At 69.1% G+C, this 18,704-nt stretch carries 24 protein-coding genes; 12 read left to right on the top strand and 12 right to left on the bottom strand.

Annotation, left to right across the window (positions count from 1 at the left end):
- Positions 1 to 2: 2 nt before the first annotated feature.
- From ACFQY2_RS07545 to ACFQY2_RS07535, 3 genes are all read right to left on the bottom strand, one after another.
- Positions 3 to 1,049, bottom strand: a complete 1,047-nt coding sequence (locus tag ACFQY2_RS07545) for an NAD(P)H-dependent flavin oxidoreductase (RefSeq protein ID WP_378745119.1) — start codon at positions 1,047 to 1,049, stop codon at positions 3 to 5.
- A gap of 102 nt (positions 1,050 to 1,151) precedes the next feature.
- Positions 1,152 to 1,463, bottom strand: a complete 312-nt coding sequence (locus ACFQY2_RS07540) for a hypothetical protein (RefSeq protein ID WP_378745118.1) — start codon at positions 1,461 to 1,463, stop codon at positions 1,152 to 1,154.
- Positions 1,460 to 2,344 (bottom strand): SDR family oxidoreductase, encoded by an 885-nt coding sequence (locus tag ACFQY2_RS07535; RefSeq protein ID WP_378746139.1) that lies wholly within the window; start codon positions 2,342 to 2,344, stop codon positions 1,460 to 1,462. The genes ACFQY2_RS07540 and ACFQY2_RS07535 overlap by 4 nt, the downstream gene beginning before the upstream one ends.
- 225 nt (positions 2,345 to 2,569) lie before the next feature.
- On the opposite strand from ACFQY2_RS07535, the gene ACFQY2_RS07530 reads away from it, so the two are divergent.
- Positions 2,570 to 2,818 (top strand): hypothetical protein, encoded by a 249-nt coding sequence (locus ACFQY2_RS07530; RefSeq protein WP_378745117.1) that lies wholly within the window; start codon positions 2,570 to 2,572, stop codon positions 2,816 to 2,818.
- Between the two features lie 272 nt (positions 2,819 to 3,090).
- Here the strand turns inward: ACFQY2_RS07530 and ACFQY2_RS07525 are convergent, their stop codons facing one another.
- Positions 3,091 to 3,426 (bottom strand): ATP-dependent DNA ligase, encoded by a 336-nt coding sequence (locus ACFQY2_RS07525; RefSeq protein ID WP_378745116.1) that lies wholly within the window; start codon positions 3,424 to 3,426, stop codon positions 3,091 to 3,093.
- 107 nt (positions 3,427 to 3,533) lie between these two features.
- On the opposite strand from ACFQY2_RS07525, the gene ACFQY2_RS07520 reads away from it, so the two are divergent.
- Positions 3,534 to 3,842 carry a hypothetical protein gene (locus ACFQY2_RS07520; RefSeq protein WP_378745115.1) on the top strand — a complete coding sequence of 103 codons (309 nt, stop codon included), beginning with the start codon at positions 3,534 to 3,536 and terminating at the stop codon, positions 3,840 to 3,842.
- 19 nt (positions 3,843 to 3,861) lie between these two features.
- On the opposite strand, the gene ACFQY2_RS07515 is transcribed toward ACFQY2_RS07520, so the two are convergent.
- On the bottom strand, positions 3,862 to 4,542 hold the full coding sequence (locus ACFQY2_RS07515) for a DUF6766 family protein (RefSeq protein ID WP_378745114.1): 681 nt from the start codon (positions 4,540 to 4,542) through the stop codon (positions 3,862 to 3,864).
- Between the two features lie 302 nt (positions 4,543 to 4,844).
- Here ACFQY2_RS07515 and ACFQY2_RS07510 point away from each other — a divergent pair, with 302 nt between their 5' ends.
- Entirely contained in the window at positions 4,845 to 5,270 is a 426-nt protein-coding gene (locus tag ACFQY2_RS07510) for a CBS domain-containing protein (RefSeq protein WP_378745113.1), read from the top strand.
- Positions 5,267 to 5,761, top strand: a complete 495-nt coding sequence (locus ACFQY2_RS07505) for a hypothetical protein (protein WP_378745112.1) — start codon at positions 5,267 to 5,269, stop codon at positions 5,759 to 5,761. Before ACFQY2_RS07510 ends, ACFQY2_RS07505 begins: the two co-directional genes overlap by 4 nt.
- Positions 5,762 to 5,770: 9 nt before the next feature.
- Here the strand turns inward: ACFQY2_RS07505 and ACFQY2_RS07500 are convergent, their stop codons facing one another.
- The gene (locus ACFQY2_RS07500) at positions 5,771 to 5,974 is read right to left on the bottom strand and encodes a hypothetical protein (RefSeq protein WP_378745111.1); all 204 of its coding nucleotides are present in this window, start codon (positions 5,972 to 5,974) and stop codon (positions 5,771 to 5,773) included.
- Between the two features lie 160 nt (positions 5,975 to 6,134).
- Between ACFQY2_RS07500 and ACFQY2_RS07495 the strand changes: the two genes are divergently transcribed.
- Positions 6,135 to 6,419, top strand: a complete 285-nt coding sequence (locus ACFQY2_RS07495; RefSeq protein ID WP_378745110.1) for a DUF6412 domain-containing protein — start codon at positions 6,135 to 6,137, stop codon at positions 6,417 to 6,419.
- Positions 6,420 to 6,501: 82 nt separating this feature from the next.
- Positions 6,502 to 7,242, top strand: a complete 741-nt coding sequence (locus ACFQY2_RS07490) for a YidC/Oxa1 family membrane protein insertase (RefSeq protein WP_378745109.1) — start codon at positions 6,502 to 6,504, stop codon at positions 7,240 to 7,242.
- Positions 7,243 to 7,457: 215 nt separating this feature from the next.
- Here ACFQY2_RS07490 and ACFQY2_RS07485 read toward each other — a convergent pair whose 3' ends face one another.
- A complete protein-coding gene (locus ACFQY2_RS07485) occupies positions 7,458 to 8,600 on the bottom strand; it encodes a sensor histidine kinase (protein ID WP_378745108.1) in 1,143 nt (380 codons plus the stop codon).
- 229 nt (positions 8,601 to 8,829) lie between these two features.
- Here ACFQY2_RS07485 and ACFQY2_RS07480 point away from each other — a divergent pair, with 229 nt between their 5' ends.
- Together ACFQY2_RS07480 and ACFQY2_RS07475 are read left to right on the top strand one after the other, a co-directional pair.
- Positions 8,830 to 9,486 (top strand): response regulator, encoded by a 657-nt coding sequence (locus ACFQY2_RS07480; protein ID WP_378745107.1) that lies wholly within the window; start codon positions 8,830 to 8,832, stop codon positions 9,484 to 9,486.
- Positions 9,487 to 9,529: 43 nt separating this feature from the next.
- Entirely contained in the window at positions 9,530 to 10,819 is a 1,290-nt protein-coding gene (locus ACFQY2_RS07475; RefSeq protein WP_378745106.1) for a M18 family aminopeptidase, read from the top strand.
- Positions 10,820 to 10,834: 15 nt separating this feature from the next.
- Here the strand turns inward: ACFQY2_RS07475 and ACFQY2_RS07470 are convergent, their stop codons facing one another.
- The gene (locus tag ACFQY2_RS07470) at positions 10,835 to 11,509 is read right to left on the bottom strand and encodes a MarR family transcriptional regulator (protein ID WP_378745105.1); all 675 of its coding nucleotides are present in this window, start codon (positions 11,507 to 11,509) and stop codon (positions 10,835 to 10,837) included.
- A gap of 27 nt (positions 11,510 to 11,536) precedes the next feature.
- Here ACFQY2_RS07470 and ACFQY2_RS07465 point away from each other — a divergent pair, with 27 nt between their 5' ends.
- From ACFQY2_RS07465 to ACFQY2_RS07450, 4 genes are all read left to right on the top strand, one after another.
- Positions 11,537 to 12,256, top strand: coding sequence for an aquaporin (locus ACFQY2_RS07465; protein ID WP_378745104.1), 720 nt, complete (start codon positions 11,537 to 11,539; stop codon positions 12,254 to 12,256).
- The gene (locus tag ACFQY2_RS07460; RefSeq protein ID WP_378745103.1) at positions 12,253 to 12,657 is read left to right on the top strand and encodes an arsenate reductase ArsC; all 405 of its coding nucleotides are present in this window, start codon (positions 12,253 to 12,255) and stop codon (positions 12,655 to 12,657) included. Before ACFQY2_RS07465 ends, ACFQY2_RS07460 begins: the two co-directional genes overlap by 4 nt.
- A gap of 90 nt (positions 12,658 to 12,747) precedes the next feature.
- Positions 12,748 to 14,220: a purine-cytosine permease family protein gene (locus ACFQY2_RS07455; protein WP_378745102.1), complete on the top strand. Its 1,473-nt coding sequence runs from the start codon at positions 12,748 to 12,750 to the stop codon at positions 14,218 to 14,220.
- 77 nt (positions 14,221 to 14,297) lie between these two features.
- A complete protein-coding gene (locus ACFQY2_RS07450) occupies positions 14,298 to 14,831 on the top strand; it encodes a cysteine hydrolase family protein (protein WP_378746138.1) in 534 nt (177 codons plus the stop codon).
- A 34-nt stretch (positions 14,832 to 14,865) separates the two neighbouring features.
- On the opposite strand, the gene ACFQY2_RS07445 is transcribed toward ACFQY2_RS07450, so the two are convergent.
- Genes ACFQY2_RS07445 through ACFQY2_RS07430 form a run of 4 tightly spaced genes read right to left on the bottom strand, consistent with a single transcriptional unit; the run spans position 14,866 to position 18,675 of the window.
- On the bottom strand, positions 14,866 to 16,332 hold the full coding sequence (locus tag ACFQY2_RS07445) for a cation acetate symporter (RefSeq protein WP_378745101.1): 1,467 nt from the start codon (positions 16,330 to 16,332) through the stop codon (positions 14,866 to 14,868).
- Positions 16,329 to 16,757, bottom strand: a complete 429-nt coding sequence (locus tag ACFQY2_RS07440) for a heavy metal transporter (protein ID WP_378745100.1) — start codon at positions 16,755 to 16,757, stop codon at positions 16,329 to 16,331. Before ACFQY2_RS07440 ends, ACFQY2_RS07445 begins: the two co-directional genes overlap by 4 nt.
- A complete protein-coding gene (locus ACFQY2_RS07435) occupies positions 16,754 to 17,479 on the bottom strand; it encodes a LytR/AlgR family response regulator transcription factor (protein ID WP_378746137.1) in 726 nt (241 codons plus the stop codon). The genes ACFQY2_RS07440 and ACFQY2_RS07435 overlap by 4 nt, the downstream gene beginning before the upstream one ends.
- Positions 17,479 to 18,675, bottom strand: a complete 1,197-nt coding sequence (locus ACFQY2_RS07430; RefSeq protein WP_378745099.1) for a sensor histidine kinase — start codon at positions 18,673 to 18,675, stop codon at positions 17,479 to 17,481. Before ACFQY2_RS07430 ends, ACFQY2_RS07435 begins: the two co-directional genes overlap by 1 nt.
- Between the last annotated feature and the right edge of the window lie 29 nt (positions 18,676 to 18,704).

Below are 18,704 nucleotides of genomic sequence, written 5' to 3'. Positions count from 1 at the left end.
GGTCAGTCGACCGCGGGCACCCCGGCCAGCAGTTCGGCGAACGCGTCGGCGGCCGCATCCCACTGCGCGAGCGGCGCGGACTGTCCCAGCCAGAGCGACTGCAGATCCCCGACACCGCGCTGCGCCGCCGCCGCGCGGAACCGCCCGGTCAGCCAGTTCTGCACGGGGAACGGCGCGATCGCTCCGGATGCCTCGATCGCGGCGACGGCGCGATTGCGCGCTCCGCGGGCGAGGCGGCCACTCATCGCGCGGGTGAGGACGCCGGCATCCGCCGCCGTCGATCGGATCGCCCTGCGGTGGGCCTCGTTCGCGGCGGACTCCTTCGTCGCGAGGAAGGACGTGCCCACCTGCACGCCATCCGCTCCGAGCGCGAACGCCGCCGCGACACCGCGTCGGTCGGCGATGCCGCCGGCGGCGATGACGGGGATGCGCACGGCATCTGCCACCTGGGGAACGAGTGATACCAGACCGACCAGCGATTCCTCCGCCGGCTTCAGGAAGGACACCCGATGGCCCGCCGCCTCGGCGCCCGTGGCGACGACCGCATCGACGCCGCCGGCTTCCAGGGCGACAGCCTCGGCGACCGTCGTCGCCGTGCCCAAGACGCGCATTCCCCGGCGATGCGCCTCGTCGACGATCACGGCTGAGGGCGCGCCGAAGACCACGCTCAGCACAGCAGGCGCCGCCTCCCAGATCGCGTCGAGCTGCTCGTCCAGCGGCGGCAGGTACCGCTCGGGACGCGCCGGCGGCTCGAGGCCCATTTCCGTGAAGAACGGGAGGAGCGCGGCCGCGTGGTCGTCGTGCGCAGGCCCCGGGCCGACCTCGTCACCGGTCGGCAGCCAGATGTTCAGCGAGAACGGCGCATCGGTCGCCTCCCGCAGCGCCGCCGATGTCGTGCGGATCCGATCGGCGTCGTAGCCGTACAGTCCGTACGACCCCAGCCCTCCGGCTGCGCTCACCGCTGCGGTGAGCGCCACGGACGACAACCCTCCGAAGGGCGCGAGCACGATCGGATGCCGAATGCCGAGCAGCGCGCGCAGGTCTGTCATGCCTCCACGCTACGCCCGGCGGCCCGCGCCCCCGTCGCGCCCGGCGCCGCAGAGGGGAGCGGGGATGCGGCGCGGGCGCGATGGGAGTGTCGTTTGAGCCGGTCAGCGAGGTGGGAAGTGGCGGATCGGAGAGGGAGGCGCGGAGCGGTCCGCGGCCGCTGCGACGGCCGCGTCCAGCGCAGCGAGCAGTTCCCCGAAGTCGCGGAACCGAGTGGTGCGGGGGCACGGCCTGCGCAACCACAGCGCGTCCAGCGAGCCGGTGCTGTTGCGCTCGACGTACGCGATCAGGCAATCGGCATCCGCGTGCCGTCGGGCGACGTCGCAGATCCGCCAGCTGTCGCGACCGATGGGGTTGAGCTCCCACGCCCCATGCGGGGTGGACGCGTTCGGAGGTTCGGAGAGTACGGTGCTCACAGCGGCTTTCCTCCCGTCACAGCGAGGACGCTGCCCGACGTGTATGACGATTCGGTGGATGCGAGGTAGACGTACGCTCCCGCGAGTTCCGCGGGCTGCCCCGCCCGACCCAGAGGCGTGTCCGAGCCGAACGTCTTGACCCGCTCGTCGTCCCACCCTGTGGCCGGGATCAGCGGCGTCCAGATCGGGCCGGGTGCGACCGCGTTCACCCGGATGCCGCGCTCCCCGCCCTCCTCGGCGAGCGCCTTGACGAACGCCACCTGCGCGGCCTTCGTCATCGCGTAGTCGATGAGTCCCGGCGACGGGTTGTACGCCTGGATCGATGCCGTGACGATGATGCTCGCGCCGGGTTCCAAGTCGGGGTAGGCGGCTCGCGCGGTGAAGATCGTGCCGCACAGGTTCGTGTCGAACACTCGCCGCATGTCCTCCGTCGCGAGGGACCCGAAGCCGTCCACGTCGTGCTGGTACCCGGCATTGAGCACCAGGACGTCCAGACCGCCCATCTCCTCGCGCGCCCGCCGGACGGCGTCGGTCGCGAAGGACTCCTCGCGCAGATCGCCCCGGATGCTGATCCCCGTCGCGCCCGCCTCCGTGATGACCCGCACGGTGTCGTCGGCGTCATCCTGCTCCTCCGGCATGTGGACGATCGCGACGTCGGCGCCCTCACGGGCGAAGGCGATCGCCACCGCCCGACCGATCCCGGAGTCCCCGCCGGTGATGAGCGCCTTGCGTCCGCGAAGGCGATCATGGCCGGTGTACGTGTCCTCGCCGTGATCGGGCGTCGGACTGGTCCGGGCGGTGTCGCCAGGCTGATTCTGCTGCTGCGCAGGGAACTCGTCGTCGTGGTGTTCGTGACGGGGATCGGAGTTCTCGTCGGTCATCATCGCGCCTCTCTTCACATGTCAGGAACCGGTGCTCATAGCATCCGTCACCCCTCCGGGGCCGACCAGGGGGTTGACAGCATGACCCGGCCAGGGCAGGGGCGAGAGCGGACAGACCTCCGCCGACTACCCCGCGTTCCGTGGGCTGTCAACGCCCCTGCGCGTCGTCCCGCGGGCGCGCAGAGTCGACTCACGAACCCCTGTCGTCTTCCAGAGAGGAGCATCATGACCGATACATCGAATTCCGCCGAGGACGTCCCCCAGCCGGATGCCGCCATCGTCGGACGACCCGATCTGCAGCCCGACACCCAGGACGACGTCCCGCTCACGGCCGAGCTCGGAGAGGACGGCCAGGGCGATCTCGATGCGGAAGGCCTTCACTCCGGGGACGCGCCGGACGATCTGAGAACAGACGCCCCCTCCGGCCCTGTCGAGGAGCGATCGGACGACGATCAGCGCGGGGGCGCACTATGAGCGGCATCGGGGACCAGGGAATGATGCCCGAGCACGTGAATCCACAGGCTCCTCCCAACGACGACACGGCGGCTGACGCCGAGAGTCAGGATGCGTCGGAGACGTCGGGTGATCGGGCTCCTGACGACGGCGGCGGCGACGACGACGACGACGGCGACGCGCGCCGACGCGGCTCGGCTTCGCCGAGCGTGGCCCGGCCGTCCCGCGGGAAGGGGAGTTCCGGGGTGCCCAGACGGCGGGACACCCCGTCGCCTCTTTAGACGATGAGACGGTCAGGAGCGCTGCGTGTCGGCGTCCGGCGGGAGCTGATCCTCCGGCGGCTCGGGGACGAGGTGCAGGCCGCTCGGAGTGTTCGCCGTGAATGCGAGCGCCTCGACCCACGCCCTGTTGATCGCCGGCTGCCGACTGCCGAAGTACTTGAAGACGAGGGAACTGCCCGAGTGCAGCCAGACGGTGGTGCGTCCGCCGCCGACGCTCGGATCCTCGCGCCAGCTGAACGGAAAGGGCTCCCCCCGACGCAGCTTCGCGGTGATGACGAGCTGCACATGAGTGAGCGCCCGGTCCTCGATCTCGGTCTTGATCGAGCTGTCGTAAATGAACTTGCCCATGGTCGCGACTGCGCTTTCTGTTGTCGTGCCCCGGCGGATGTCGTCGACATGCGGTCGAGCCCCCCGGATGTCCTCAACATACCGCGCGGAGGCATTAGTTTAGTGCCATGGGCCAGCTCTTCTACGGAAACAATCCCGAGCCGATCGTCATCGAGGATCGGGCGCTCGCTCACCTCAAAGTGGTGATCGCCACCAAGCTGCGCCGCAATGAGAGCTTCACGCTCTCGTGGAAGCACCCGGTCGATGCGCCCCCCGGCCGGACGACGATCTGGCTGCACCCCTCGATCCCCCTCCGTTTCGTCTTCGCGGAGCCGGAGAACCCGACACTCAGTTCGGAATGGATCACCGCGATGGCCCATTCGGCGAACTCCAGCGGCGGCATCATGCTGCTCGAGGAGCACCTCGACCCCGAGTGACCCGGAGCGGCGAAGGTCCTCACTCAGAAGACTCCGCCGACACGACGTGCGGCGCACCGACCGGCTTCGACTCCGCCGACGAGCGCTGACGCAGGAAGATCGAGAAGGCGACCATGGTGCCGACCGCGAGGAACTCGCTCTGCCAGTTCTGCAGAGTGCGATCCCAGAATTCCGGCGATGCCACGTACTGCAGCCAGGTCAGCGGCGCCGCACCGTGCTCGGCGTTCTCCTGATTGATCACGACGGTCCCGCTGAGCGACTGCATCAGCCAGGAGAGCAGGAATATCGCGCCCATCACGATCACCAGTGAGTTCTCGTAGACGACGCGACGCAACCCCGACGCCTTCGCCGCCGCGGGGGCATTCTCGGGCGCATACGCGCCGACCTTCTGGTCCTCATCGGTGCTGACGCCCTCGTCGCCTGGCTGCTTCGATTCCGGGGATCCTCGCTGCACGAACCAGACCGTGGCGGCGATGAACAGCAGGAACTGCAGGAACTCCGACTGCCAGTTCTCGGCCACGTCCACGACGAAGTCGCTGGAGAACACGAAGGCGAGGTATCCCTGCTGCGGCATGCCGTGCTGCGCCAGGTCCTCGTTGGTGCGCAGGAAGCCCGCGACGGACTGCCCCAGGAGGGCGAGCACGAAGAGGGTGAAGAAGAACAGACTGAGCGCGTTGTCGCGCAGGAATCGCCGCAGCATCGCTCACCGACCGCTCAGCAGGACGGCGGCCATCACTGCGAAGCCGCCGATCACGGCAGCCATCCAGATCCAGAACATCACCAGGGCACCACGGGGATTCTGCTTCATCTGCGATCCTCTCCTCGCACCGGCGGTTCGTGAAATCCACGCGACTGGGTCATCGGGCCGATGCTGATCCTCTTCCGTGCGCACCGGAAGGGCCTTGACGTGTAGGGAGCGCGCTGTCAACCCCATTAGGCGACCGCTCCGCTCTCGTTACGGTCGTGACCAGACGATATGGACGAGACGAGAGGAGCACGGCCATGACCCAGGCACGGGACATCATGACCGCGGGCGCTCAATGCGTGGGCGAGAACGATGCGCTCACGATCGCCGCCGAGCTGATGCGCGACCTCGATGTGGGCGCGCTGCCCATCTGCGGCGAGGACGGCGAGTTGAAGGGGATGCTGACCGACAGGGACATCGTCGTGAAGGGCATCGCTTCCGGCTATGACCCCGATACGACGAACGCGGGCCGCTTCGCCGTCGGCGCCCCGCTGACGGCGGAGGCCGACGACGACATCGAAAGCGTGCTGACGCTCATGCGCGCTCATCAGGTGCGCCGAGTGCCGGTGATCGAGGAGCACCGCCTGGTGGGCATCGTCAGCCAGGCGGATATCGCGCGTCGACTCGATCGCGACACCACCGGGGACACCGTCGAACACATTTCACGCGAGGAGCTTCCATGACCGATCGGACCGATGACGACAACGCGATGACCACGCACGCCGAGTGGGGTTCGGGTTCTCCGCACCTGCTGGTGTCCCGAGGCGGCGAAGACCGCTCGGTGTTCGACCTGACCGAAGACGAGGTCAGCATCGGGTCAGCACCGGGCAGCAGCCTCGTCCTGGAGGGCACGGATGCCGTGCACGCGACCATCACCCACGATGATCGTGACGAGTACGTGCTCACCCTGCACGGCACGGGCGAGATGAACGCGAGCACTGACCCCGACCACGACGGCACGCGTTCCGAGGTGCTGCGCACCGGCGCCCGTTTCACCGCCGGCGAATGGACGCTCGTCTTCGGACGCGCGGAGTACGCCGATCACGGACGCCCTTTCGGCGGTCGCGAGGGCGGCGAGTTGTCGGATCAGCCGCCGCAGCCCGAACGCCCCGACTACCCTGCGGAGAACTCAGGAGAGGACACCGTCCAGAACGCGGAGGTCAAGGACGGGTGACGGATGCCGTCAGTCGACGGCTTCGCGCTGGGTGCGGATGAAGTCGCGGTCTGCGATGCTGAGACGCTCGTCGCGTGGCATCCGGCTTCCGGTGATCAGCTCGACCTCCCGACGCACCAGGTCGGGGATGATCTCGCCGTCCATGGCGTCGAGGATGTTCTTCGCCTCTGCGGTCAGTCCAGGCCACCAGGTGTGGATCTCCGGGTCCGTCATGTCAGCTCCTCGGTCGTGCGGCTGGGGTGATGGTCGCACCGGCGGACCCGAGCACGGAGGGGGTTGACATCCGGTCGCACCCGTCGCGGAGCGCGCGGTCGCAGGGCACGGCCGACGGCGGCGTCCGGATGCTAGCCTCGTCCGTGGAAGGGACGAGCGGATGACGGAGTGGATCGCCACACTGCTGCAGCTCATGCTGACAGCGTTCGGTGTCGTGCCTCTCCCCGCGGGCCTGGATGCCGGCGGAATGCTGGGTATCGCCGTCCTGCTGGTCGCCGTCGCTGTGATCGCCCTGGCCGCTGCGCTGGTGGCGCCGCTGTCCGGCGTCCGCTCAGCGCCGCATCCGCGGCGCGCGATCGATGCGTCCGCACGGCTCACGCAGAGCGATCCTGATGCAGCGGGTCATCCGCGCCCCAGGGCACCGGGAGTCGCGCCAGCCGCGTGACCCGGATGTCCTCGCGACCGACGCCGAGGACGGGAACGCGGCTTCTCGCCGACCCTTCCCGCCACTGCGAACGGATTCGCCCATGGACATCTTCGCCTTCCCTCCACTGACCCTTCTTCTCGACGGCGCTTACAACGCGCTGCTCTCGCTCTCCACCGTGCTCGAACCGCTCGCGGGCGCGTCCGCCTCGGCTCTCGCCGTGGTGCTGGTGACCCTTCTCGTGCGCACCGCGCTCATTCCCGTCGGCATCTCGCAGGCCAGGGCGGAGCAGATGCGGGCGCGTCTCGCCCCCAAGATGCGCGATCTGCAGAACCGCCATGGCAAGGACCGCGAGCGCCTGCAGCGGGAGACGATGGCCCTGTACCGCGACGAGCAGACCTCTCCTCTGGCCGGATGCCTTCCGCTGCTGGTGCAGGCGGCCGTGGTCGGTACGCTCTACACGCTGTTCCTTCGCCCGCAGATAGCCGGACATTCCAACGCGCTGCTCACGCACGATCTGTTCGGTGCGCCACTGGACACCTCGCTGCTGCACCTGCTCGGCAACGGCGGCCTCGGGCCGGCGACCGGTGTCGTCTGGGCTGTGGTGCTGATCGTGATCGTGGTGATCGCAGACATCACGCGGCGGGTGTTCCGTCCGCAGGTGCCGGAGGACGGCCCCCTTGCCGCTCCGGGGATGCGGCGCCTCCTGAACGGCCTGCACTACCTGACAGCCGCGTTCGCGGCAGTCGTGCCGCTGGCCGCCGCACTGTACCTGGTGGTCACGGTGACCTGGACGCTCGGGCAACGAGCGCTGCTGCGCCGTCGATACCCGCTGCCGACATGACCGGCGGCGAATCCGGGTTGCCAGAGAAACAGACTGGCCCAGACACAGAAACGCGATCGCAGGCGCATCGGATCTAGAAAGCCGATATACCGCGCCCGCGATCGCAGCGCTGGGGACGCTTTATCTGGGGAGCTCCAGGCTATGTCTGGAGCGGCCGGGCGCTATAGATCCGAATGGCGAGACTCATATGGACTTTCGTCTAGTCTTCCGTCGTATCACGACAGCGGCAGGCGGGCGAGGACCTGCCAGTCGCCGTCGACGACCCCGGCGCTGAACTCGCCGCTGGCGCCGAGCACACGCTCTGCCATGCGATTCAGCCCGGTGCCGCTGGAGGGCAGATCTCGCCGGGGGGTGGTCGGCAGCGGACTTCGGATGGTCAGCTCCACGAACTCATCCTCGACCTGCAGGCGGATGCCGACGGTGCCGGGCCCGGCATGCTTGAGGATGTTGGTCGCCGATTCACGGACGATCCGCGCGAACGCGATCTCCGCCACGCGCGGTATCCGCTCATCGTCCAGGTCGCCGACGACGTCGACGAGATGTCCGGCCGATGCGATCTCCGAGCGGGCCTCCTCGATGGCCTCGCGGAGGTCACCCGACTGCATACCGCCGGCGCGCGGGCCGTCGTCGGCGAGCTCGATGACGAAGCGGAGGTCTGCCATCGCCTTGCGCGCGGCGACGCGGATCGCCTCCTGCGATTCGGTGACGACCGCGGGGTCGTCGAGCATCTGCACATGCAGCGCGACGACGGTCAGATGATGAGCGATGCTGTCGTGCAGTTCGCCGGCAATCCATCGTCGCTCGGCGAGAACCGCCTGTCGTTCCTGCTCGGCGCTCTCGGCGAGCTGCTTCTCGAGCCGGTGCCCGCGGTCGGACGCCATGCGCAGAGCGAAGCCGATGGCTCCGGCTACGGCGGCGACGACCAGGTAGATGCCGACATTCACGGGAACCGCGCTGTCGCCGTACGCCACGACTGCGGCGGCTACCAGGAAGCCGCAAGCGTACGACAGCACCAGCGCTGTCGATCCCAGACGCATGACCATCCCCGCTGCGATAGCAGCGACGAACAGGACCGAGGAGTCCTTGCCCGCGATGAACGAACCGACGAACACGATGCCGAGTAGGACAGTGGCGACGGAGGGCCGCCAGATATACAGGGCGAAGACTGCGGTTGAGGCCAGGCTGATCAGTGATCCGGTCGCATCGATACCGGAACCGAAGATCAAGCCGACGATGTCGAGGGCTGCCACCCCTGCCAAGAAGACGAGTACAACAATGCGCTCGAGGGTGTTGAGCCGCTCACCTCGGTTGAAGCGGAGAATACCGGGGTCGTCCCGGGTCGAAAGACCGAACGGCATACTTCAGTATCTCCTATCGGCCGGATAGAATCAGCGAATAGCGCCAAAGAGTCGTGCCATCTGCTCCCAGAAGGACATAGTGCTCACCACCAATCGTTGGTCATATGTCTAAGTACTAATTGATCCTCTCGGTTATCACCACGCACCACATCTGACCTACGACCAGACTTCACTGGACGAAAGTACATAGCGCGGAGGTCCGACCTCCGCCGCGGTTAGGCTTTCCCTCATGTCGGAAATCCGCGTTCTCCTCGTCGATGACGACCCCCTCGTGCGGTCCGCGCTGTCTCATTTCGTCTCCCGCGGGCCTGAGATCGAGGTGGTCGGGCAGGCCGAGAACGGCCTGGAGGCGATCGCGTTCCTCGAGCACCACACGGCGGATGTCGTGATGATGGACGTGCAGATGCCCGAGATGAACGGCATCGAGGCGACCGCCGCCATCACCGCGCGCTGGCCGCAGGTCCGCATCCTCGCCGTGACCACGCTCGAGGGCAGTGACACGGTGCTTCCCATGCTGAGCGCGGGAGCGTCCGGATACCTGCTGAAGGATTCCAGCGCTGAGAGCATCCTGGAAGGCGTGCGCGAGGTGCACAGCGGGGCGAGCTCGCTCTCGCCGCGCATCGCGTCGATGCTCGTCGAGCACGTGCGCAGCACCGAGGCGGCGAGCGGGGCGGCAGCTGCTCTGGAACCCCTCACGGAACGCGAGACCGAGGTTCTCGATCGCCTCGCCAGAGGCATGTCCAACCTCGAGATCGCGCAGTCCCTGATCGTTTCCGAGGGAACCGTGAAGGCCCACCTCGGGCGCATCATGTCGAAATGGCACGTGCGCGATCGCGTGCAGATCCTCGTGACCGCCGCTCACGCAGGGCTCATCGACTTCCACTGACGACGGATCGGCCGGGTGCAGGTGCCCGACTACCATCGGAAACATGTCTGTCAGCCCTGCCGCCCTCGCTCACGCCTCCGATCTCGCGGACTTCGTCGCCGCCTCGCCGTCGAGCTACCACGCGGCGGAGGAGGTCGCTCGCCGGCTCCAGGCTGCCGGATTCGTCCGGCTCGATGAGATCGACGCGTGGCCGACGCAGGCCGGCGGACGCTTCGTGGTCGTGCGCGATGGCGCCGTGATCGGCTGGGTGGTTCCCGCGGAGGCCGCTGCCACCACGCCCGTGCACGTGCTGGGCGCCCACACCGACTCCCCCGGCTTCAAGCTGAAGCCACGGCCGAGCACCGGTTCGCACGGCTGGTTGCAGGCCGCTGTCGAGGTCTACGGCGGCCCGCTGTTGAATTCCTGGCTCGACCGCGAACTGCGTCTGGCGGGGCGCCTCGCCCTCGCCGACGGGCGGGTGGTGCTCGCGGCGACGGGCGCGCTCCTCCGACTGCCGCAGCTGGCGATCCACCTGGACCGCGGGGTCAACGACGGCCTCGCGCTCGACAAGCAGACCGGAACGCAGCCGGTATGGGGGCTCGGCGAGGCGGCATCCGCCGACATCCTCGCCGAGCTCGCCGCAGCCGCCGACGTCGAGGTGTCCGAGATCCGCGGCTACGATGCGGTCGTGGCGGACGCCGCGCGCGGCGCGGTCTTCGGCAAGGACGACGCCTTCTTCGCCTCGGCTCGGCTCGACGATCTCGCATCGGTTCACGCCGGGGTCGTCGCGCTGATCGAGGCCGCGGACGCCTCGACGTCCTCGGGGGTGATCCCGATGCTCGCGGCCTTCGACCACGAGGAGCTCGGTTCCGCCTCACGCTCCGGAGCAGCGGGCCCGTTCCTCGAGGACGTGCTGGTGCGCCTGTATTCCTCCCTCGGCGCCGACGCCACCGAGCAGCGTCGTGCCCTCGCCGCATCGTGGCACGTCTCCAGCGATGTCGGTCACTCGGTGCACCCCAACTTCGCGCACAAGCACGACCCGGTCGTGCAGCCGATCCTGGGCTCGGGGCCGATCCTCAAGATCAACGCCAATCAGCGGTATGCGACCGACGCCGTCGGCGCCGCAGCCTGGTCGGACTGGTGCGAGCAGGCGGGCGTCAGCTCCCAGGAGTTCGTCTCGAACAACGCGGTGCCCTGCGGTTCGACGATCGGCCCGATCACGGCGACGCGCCTCGGCATCCGCACGGTCGACGTCGGCATCCCGATCCTGTCGATGCACTCCGCGCGCGAACTCGCCGGCGTCAGCGACTTGCACGACCTGTCCCGGGTCGCGCGCGCGTTCTTCGCCGGCTGACGGCTGCCCCGACGGTCAGGCGGCGAGGCGGACCAACGGGGCGAGCCGTGAGACGCGCTTCTCGAGCTCGTCGAACGCCGCGTCGAACGCCGCCGCCGTCCCGACCCGTACAGGGTCGGGTACCGACCAGTGCAGCGCGGTCACGGGGTACTCCTCGTGCGCGCGGTCGCAGACCGTGATGATCAGGTCGGATGCCGTGATCCGGTCGTCGACGAGGCGCGGCACTGCCCCGGTGAGATCCAGCCCATGACGAGCGGCCACGTCGACGGCCGCCGACGCGACCCGGTCGGCAGGGTGAGTGCCCGCACTCAGTGCGGGGACCGAGCTCGCGGCTCCCCACAGCGCCTGCGCCAGCGGGGAACGCGCCGAGTTGGCGGTGCAGACGAAGACGACACGGGACGCCGTCCGTGCCCGATCCGGTCCCGGCTCGAGCGGCGGGCGCCCGTCGAGTCGCACATAACTGCGACGACGATCGCCTTCAGAGCGGTCGCGCCTGATCAGCCCTTCGGCCTCCAGCACGTTCAGGTGGTGTGCGAGAAGGTTGGACGTCAGCCCCAGCCGTCGGCCGAGCTCGGTGGGCGACAGGTCCTCCTGCATGAGGAAGTCCATGATGCGCAGGCGCACCGGCTCGGCGAGCGCGGCGTGGCGTCTTGCCCGTGCCACCAGCTCAGCATTTTCCTCAGTGTCCATTGCCTCAATATTGACTGAGGCGATTGGATGAGTCAAGATGTCCACGACATGACGCACACGCATCCGCTTCAGCGCGCGACGGCCGAGTTCCTCGGCACCGGCGCTCTCGTCGCTGTCATCGTCGGCTCCGGCATCGCCGCCGAGCGGCTGAGCACCGACCCCGGACTCCGACTGCTCGAGAACTCCATCGCGACGGCACTGGGCCTCTGCGCACTGATCCTGCTGTTCGGGCCGGTCTCCGGAGGGCACTTCAACCCCGTGATCTCCGTGGCCGACGCAGTCCTGCGTCGGCGCGATGATCGGAGCCTGAGCCTCGCCGCCCTCGCGCTGTACGTCGCGGCCCAGCTGGCGGGCGGTGTCGGCGGGGCGCTGCTCGCGAACGCCATGTTCGAGGTCCCCACCGCGATCTCGTCCCACGATCGCGCCGGTGCAGGCACGCTGCTCGGCGAGATAGTCGCCACCGCCGGTCTGACGCTGCTGATCGCCGGCATGGTGCGCACCTCGCAGAGCGTCTTCGCCATCGCGGTCGCCGTCGGCTCCTACATCGGCGCCGCCTACTGGTTCACCAGCTCCACGTCGTTCGCCAACCCGGCGGTCGCCCTTGGGCGCGTGTTCACCGACACGTTCGCGGGCATCTCTCCGCTCGCCGCACTGGCTTTCGCCGCAGCTCAGCTCATCGGCGCCGTCATCGGCATCCTGCTCACCGCCGCACTTTTCGCCCGACCCGGATCCGAGGAGACATCGTGACCGATTCCACACCGACCGTGCTGTTCGTCTGCGTGCACAACGCTGGGCGGTCGCAGATGGCAGCCGGCTTCCTGCAGCACCTCGCCGGCGGCCGCGTAGACGTACGCTCCGCGGGATCCGAACCGAGGCACGAGATCAACCCGATCGCGGTCGAGGTCATGCGCGAGGCGGGCGTCGATATCACCGACGGTGAACCCAAGCTGCTCACCGTGGATGCCGTGAAGCAGGCCGACGTCGTGATCACGATGGGCTGCGGCGATGCCTGTCCGATCTTCCCCGGGAAGCGGTACGAGGACTGGGAGCTGGATGATCCGGCCGGCCAGGACATCGAAGCGGTGCGCCCGATCCGCGACGAGATCCGCCGCCGCGTCGAGCAGCTGATCGCCGAGTTGTCCACCTGAGGTCCGTCCGACCATTGCTCCGGCCCGCCTCTCGCGCGCACGTGCGACCGGTGCCAGGATGAGCACTATCCCGACATCACGGAGGCCCCCATGTCCGCGCCCTCAGCGACTTCGCCCTCGAAGACTCCCCCGTCCGCGCTGATCGAGCACGCCGGCATCGAGATCATCCCCGAAGCCGACCGCACCGCCAGACCCCGCGACCTGTTCTGGCCGTGGTTCGCCGCGAACGTGTCGGTGTTCGGCATGAGCTACGGCTCGTTCGTGCTCGGCTTCGGCATCTCGTTCTGGCAGGCCACACTCGTCTCGATCGTCGGCATCGTGGTGTCGTTCTTCCTGTGCGGGCTGATCGCGATCGCCGGCAAGCGCGGTTCGACGCCCACTATGGTCCTCTCGCGCTCCGCGTTCGGCGTGCACGGACAGAAAGTGCCGGGCATCGTGTCGTGGCTGACCTCAATCGGCTGGGAGACGTTTCTGGCGATCATGGCGGTCCTCGCCACGGCGACCGTCATCACCCAGCTGGGCGGGGACGGCGACAGCGTGGCGCTGAAGATCATCGCCACGGTGATCGTCGCCGCCCTCATCGTCACGGCATCCGTGCTCGGCTACCACGCGATCATGAAGCTGCAGTCCGTGCTCACCTGGATCACGGGGGTCGTCACCATCCTCTACGTGATCCTCGCCGCCGGGCACATCGACTTCGCTGCCGTCCTCGCGAAGCCGGACGGAAGCGTCGGTCAGGTGATCGGCGCGCTCGTGATGGTGATGACCGGATTCGGGCTGGGCTGGATCAACATCGCCGCCGACTGGTCGCGCTACCAGAAGCGCACCGCGTCGGACGGCGCCATCGTCTTCTGGAACACGTTCGGCGGTGCGATCGCGCCGGTCATCCTCGTCGTCTTCGGAGTGCTGCTGGCCGGCTCCGACGACGCTCTGCTCGACGCGGTCGGCGACGACCCCATCGGCGCATTGGCGGTCATTCTGCCGATCTGGGTGCTCGTGCCGTTCCTCCTCACCGCCGTCCTGGCCCTGGTCTCGGGCGCGGTGCTGGGCATCTACTCCTCGGGTCTGACGCTGCTGAGCTTGGGCATCCGCATACCCCGCCCCGCTGCCGCGGGCATCGACGGCGTGATCCTCACGATCGTGACGGTCCTGGTGGTGTTCGGCGACCAGGGCTTCCTCGGCCCCTTCCAGTCGTTCCTGATCACCCTCGGCGTGCCGCTGGCATCCTGGGCCGGCATCCTCATCGCCGACATCCTGCGGCGGCGCAAGGACTACGACGAGAGCGCACTCTTCGACGCGAACGGGCGCTACGGCGCCTGGGACTGGACGTCCATCATCACCATGGTCGTCACCTCGATCATCGGCTGGGGGTTCGTCGTGAACCTGTTCGCCGACGAAGCAGCCTGGAACAACTGGCAGGGCTACCTGCTGCCCCTGATCGGCGGCAAGGACGGGGACTGGGCGTACGCGAACCTCGGCGTGTTCTTCGCCCTGGTGCTGTCGTTCATCGTGACCTGGTTCGCCCGTGCCGGAAGGATCCGCCGCCAGGAGTCCGGCGCGTGAGCGGGCGGCGACCGGTCCCTGAGCCCGGCGAAGAGCCTGAGCCTGTCGAAGAGCCTGAGCCTGTCGAAGAACGGTGGCTGGTCGTCATCGACCCGCAGAACATCTTCGCCTCGCCCGATTCCGAGTGGGGGTCCCCGTTCTTCGCCAACGCGATGGTGAACATCCGCCGTCTCGCCGACGCCTTCGGCGAGCGCGTCCTCGTGACGCGCTGGATGCCGACCGCCGACCGCACGACCTCGTGGGGCGAGTACTTCGCGGCCTGGCCGTTCGCCGACAAGTCCGCCTCCGACCCGCTCTACGACCTGGTCCCCGACGCCATCGGCCTGTCGCCGCATCCGACGCTCGACCTTCCGACGTTCGGGAAGTGGGGTCCTGAGCTCGAGGCGACCATCGGGCGCGGGGCACGCATCGTGCTCACCGGGGTCTCGACCGACTGCTGCGTGCTGTCGACCGCGCTGCCCGGAGCGGATGCGGGCGCGCGCATCACCGTCGCCACCGACGCCTGCGCGGGCTCGAGTGCCGAGAACCACGCCGCAGCGCTGCACGTGCTGGGTCTGTATCCCCCGCAGATCACGCTGTCCACGACCGCCGACATCCTGGCATCCCGCTGACCCGTCCCCTGCCTCCCCCACCCTCCCCGCGTCCTCAGCGCGGCGAGTCGGGCAGATGCCGCTCGGGCAGGTGCAGGCGGGCGAGATAGCGGTCGGTCCGCGCCGGGGCGCGGCGCCGGTCCAGACGCGAGACGACGATCACCACCCCGGTCGTCAGCGGGATCGCCCAGGCGGCCGGCTGTGCGAGCAGCACGGCACCGGGTCCCAGCATCACCGATCCCAGCAGCGCGAGGCCGCAGGTGAACGCCCCCACCAGCATGCCCGCCGCCGCCCCGCGGGCGGTCAGGCCCCGCCACCACACTCCCAGCAGGAGCACCGGGGTGAGGCTGGTCGCCGCGACGAGGAAGACCGTGCCGACACTGGAGACCAGTGCTTCCGGTCCGGTCAGCAGCGCCACCGCGAGCGGAACGGCGGCGCACAGCACCGCTGACAGCCGGAACGACCGCACCGAACCGTCGAACACGTCCTGGCTGATCACGCCGGCGAGCGAGACCACCAGTCCCGACGAGGTCGACAGGAACGCCGCGAACGCGCCCGCGACCACCAGCGCGGTCAGCACCATGCCCACCGGTCCGGGAAGGATCCGCGACGGCAGCGCCAGCGCCACCGTGTCGGCCAGGCCCGGCTGGGCGAGGTCAGGGGCCTCCATCCGCGCGATGAGACCCAGGGTTCCCGACACGGCGTAGAACGCGCCGATCATCGCCACCACCAGCACGGTGGTCCGTCGTGCGGAGCCGCCGTCGGGGCTCGTATAGAAGCGCACCAGAACGTGCGGCAGCCCGATCGTGCCGAGCAGCAGGGCGAACATCAGAGAGGCGGTGGAGTAGGCGTCCGTCGCTGCGGGCCCCACCTCGATCGGGAAGGCGAGCACCGGCTCCAGCGCGGGTTCGCGTCCGGACAGCACGATCAGCAGCACGACGGCGGGAACGAGCAGTGCGGTGAGCTTCAGCCAGTACTGCATCGCCTGCACGATCGTGATGGCCCGCATGCCACCGGCGGCGACGATGCCGGTGACCGCGGCGGTCACGACCACTGCGCCGACCCAGGGCGGAAGGTCGACCACCACCCGCAGCGTCAGCGACGCGCCGTGCAGCTGCGGGACGATGTACAGCCAGCCGATGATCAGCACGAGAAGGCTCGACAGCCGCCGCACCCCGCGGGACTCCAGGCGCGCCTCGATGAAATCGGGCAGTGTGTACGCCCCGCTTCGCCGCAGCGGAGCAGCGACGAAGAGCAGAAGCAGCAGGTAGCCGGCGGCATACCCGATCGGGAACCAGAAGCCGTCCGCCCCGACGAGCAGCACCAGACCGGACAGCCCGAGGAACGTGCCCGCCGAGAGGTACTCGCCGCTGATCGCCGACGCGTTCCACACCGATCGGACGCTGCGGGAGGCGACGAAGAAGTCGCTCGTGGTGCGGCTCAGACGAACCCCCATCACCCCCAGCACCACCGTCATGACCACCACGAGGGCGACGGCCGCCAGATCCAGCGCCGGGTTCACAGGCGGGCTCCCCGCCCGTCATCCGTCAGCGAGCGATAGCGCCTCTCGTTGCGAGCGGCCCCGCGCGCGTACACGATCGCGAAGACCAGGACGACCGGATAGTAGGCGTACGCCTGCAGCAGCCAGGACAACGGCACCCCGAACAGGATCGGATCGGCGGAGCGCGCGATCACGAGCACCATCAGGGTCAGCACCAGCGACACCAGCAGGAAGCCCGCCAGGCATCCGGCCGCCAGTCGCAGCTGAGCCCGGATCAGGCTGTTCAGGAACACCGTGTCCGCCTCATGCACCGGCGCTCCCGGCAGGGCGATCCCCGATGTGGCCGTCGACTCCGACCGCGCAGCAGGCTGATCCGCGCTCACCCGCACCCGTCGCGCCCTGTCCTGCGGGGAGAGTCGGGAGGAAGGGTCCTCGTCTGCGCTCACCGCCGGTCAGCCCTCACCAGCCGACTGCGCACCGCGGGGATCAGCCGTCTGCTGACGGGCAGCTCGACCTCGGCGAGCACCACGGCAGGTGCGGAGCCGGTCAGCCTCACCTCCGTGACGGCATCCACATGCACGAGGTAGGAGCGGTGCACCCGCACGAACCCGGCCGAAGCCCAGCGCTCCTCGAGCTCGGAGATCGGCATCCGCACGAGATGGCTGTGCCCGGCTGCCGTCCACAACCGCGAGTAGTCGCCCTCCGCCTTCACCCACCGGACGTCGCCGCGCCGCACCAGGCGCACCGTCTGCCCGACCGCGACCGGGACCGTCTCGGCATCCTCGTCGCCATCGGTCTCCGCCCCCTGCCGCACCGCCAGGATCCTGTCGACCGCACGGCGCAGCCGCTCGGGGCGGATGGGCTTGAGCACGTAATCGACGGCCCGGACGTCGAACGCCTCCAGTGCCCCGGCCTCGTCGGCGGTGACGAAGACGACGGCAGGGCGCTGCGCGAATCGCTCCAGCGCGCGAGCCAGATCGAACCCGCTGATGCCCGGCATGTGGATGTCGAGGAAGACCGCGTCGACCGCGGCGGACGACAGCGCGCGGAGGGCGTCGGCGCCGCTGGCGGCGCGGTGGATCGCTCCGATCCTGGGATCAGCCTGCAGGAACGCGGCCAGCTCCGCCAGGGCGGGCGGCTCATCGTCGGCGACCAGCACGTCCAGGATCACGGCGCGTCCGTCTCGTGCATCGGCTGCGACTTCGGGATCCGCATCCGAACCATGGTACCCGCGCCGATGTTCGTCTCCACGGCCAATCCGCCGGCGGAGCCGTACAACCGGCGCAGGCGCGTGTCGACGTTGCGCAGTCCGACGTGCGTGGTCAGCGTCGGGCCGGACAGCGCCTGGCGCACCTGCTCGGGATCCATCCCCGCGCCGTCGTCCTCGACCGTGATCTCGGTGTGGGTGACCTCGTCGGCGGCGGCGATCACGATGCGTCCCCCCGCGGCGATCGGCTCGAGGCCGTGCCGGACGGCGTTCTCGACCAGAGGCTGCACCGACAGGAACGGGATCACGGTCGACAGCGTCTCGGGGGCGATCCGCAGGCGAACGTCCAGCCGCTCGCCGAAGCGAGCGCGCTCGAGTTCCAGGTAGTGGCGGATGCTGACCAGCTCCTGCGCGAGAGTGGTGAACTCGCCCTCCTGCCGGAACGAGTAGCGGGTGAAGTCCGCGAAATCCAGCACCAGGGTGCGCGCGCGCTCGGGATCGGTGGTGATGAACGACGCGATCGCAGCGAGGGAGTTGTAGATGAAGTGCGGACTGATCTGTGCGCGCAGGGCGCGCAGTTCCGCCTCTGCGAGACTCGCCCGCGAGGCCTCCAGCTCGGCGAGCACGATCTGCGATGCGCACCAGTCCGCCACCTCGCCGGTCGCTCGCACCAGCGGGCCACGAACGGTCTCGGCGAAGGCGACGAGCACGCCGCGCACCTCGCCGTCGACGAGCATCGGCGCACCGACGGCCTCGTGCGGAATGCCGTCGCGGGCGGTGCGCCGCGGGAAGACCTGGCGGCGACCGGTGCTGCGCACCTGTTCCGCGATGCGCTTCGCCGACGTCGCCAGACCCGGGACCGACCCGTCGGCTGCGACGTCGGCGTCGCTGTCGCCGCCGAGCACGATCGCGACGGCCTGAGCGCCCAGAAGCGCCCGAAGATGTCGCGCGGCCCTGGCGGTGTCGGGGATCTGCCCGCCGCGCAGCTCCGCCGCGGCCTGACCCGCGATGTGCAGGGTGCGCGAGGTGGCGCGATCGACCTCTCCTCCGAGATCGCGCGAGCCCTTGGCGAGGCTGCGCACGAGTACCAGCGCGAGCGCGAGGAGCACGCCGACCGCCACACCGATGGCGCCCGCGAGCACCGTCTGGTCGGTCATGCGCTCAGCATACGACCGGCCGTCCGGCT

Origin of the sequence: Microbacterium sp. GCM10027623 (assembly GCF_042666935.1) — a bacterium.
Classification (GTDB): domain Bacteria; phylum Actinomycetota; class Actinomycetes; order Actinomycetales; family Microbacteriaceae; genus Microbacterium.
This window is presented reverse-complemented; position numbering and strand designations above follow the sequence as displayed.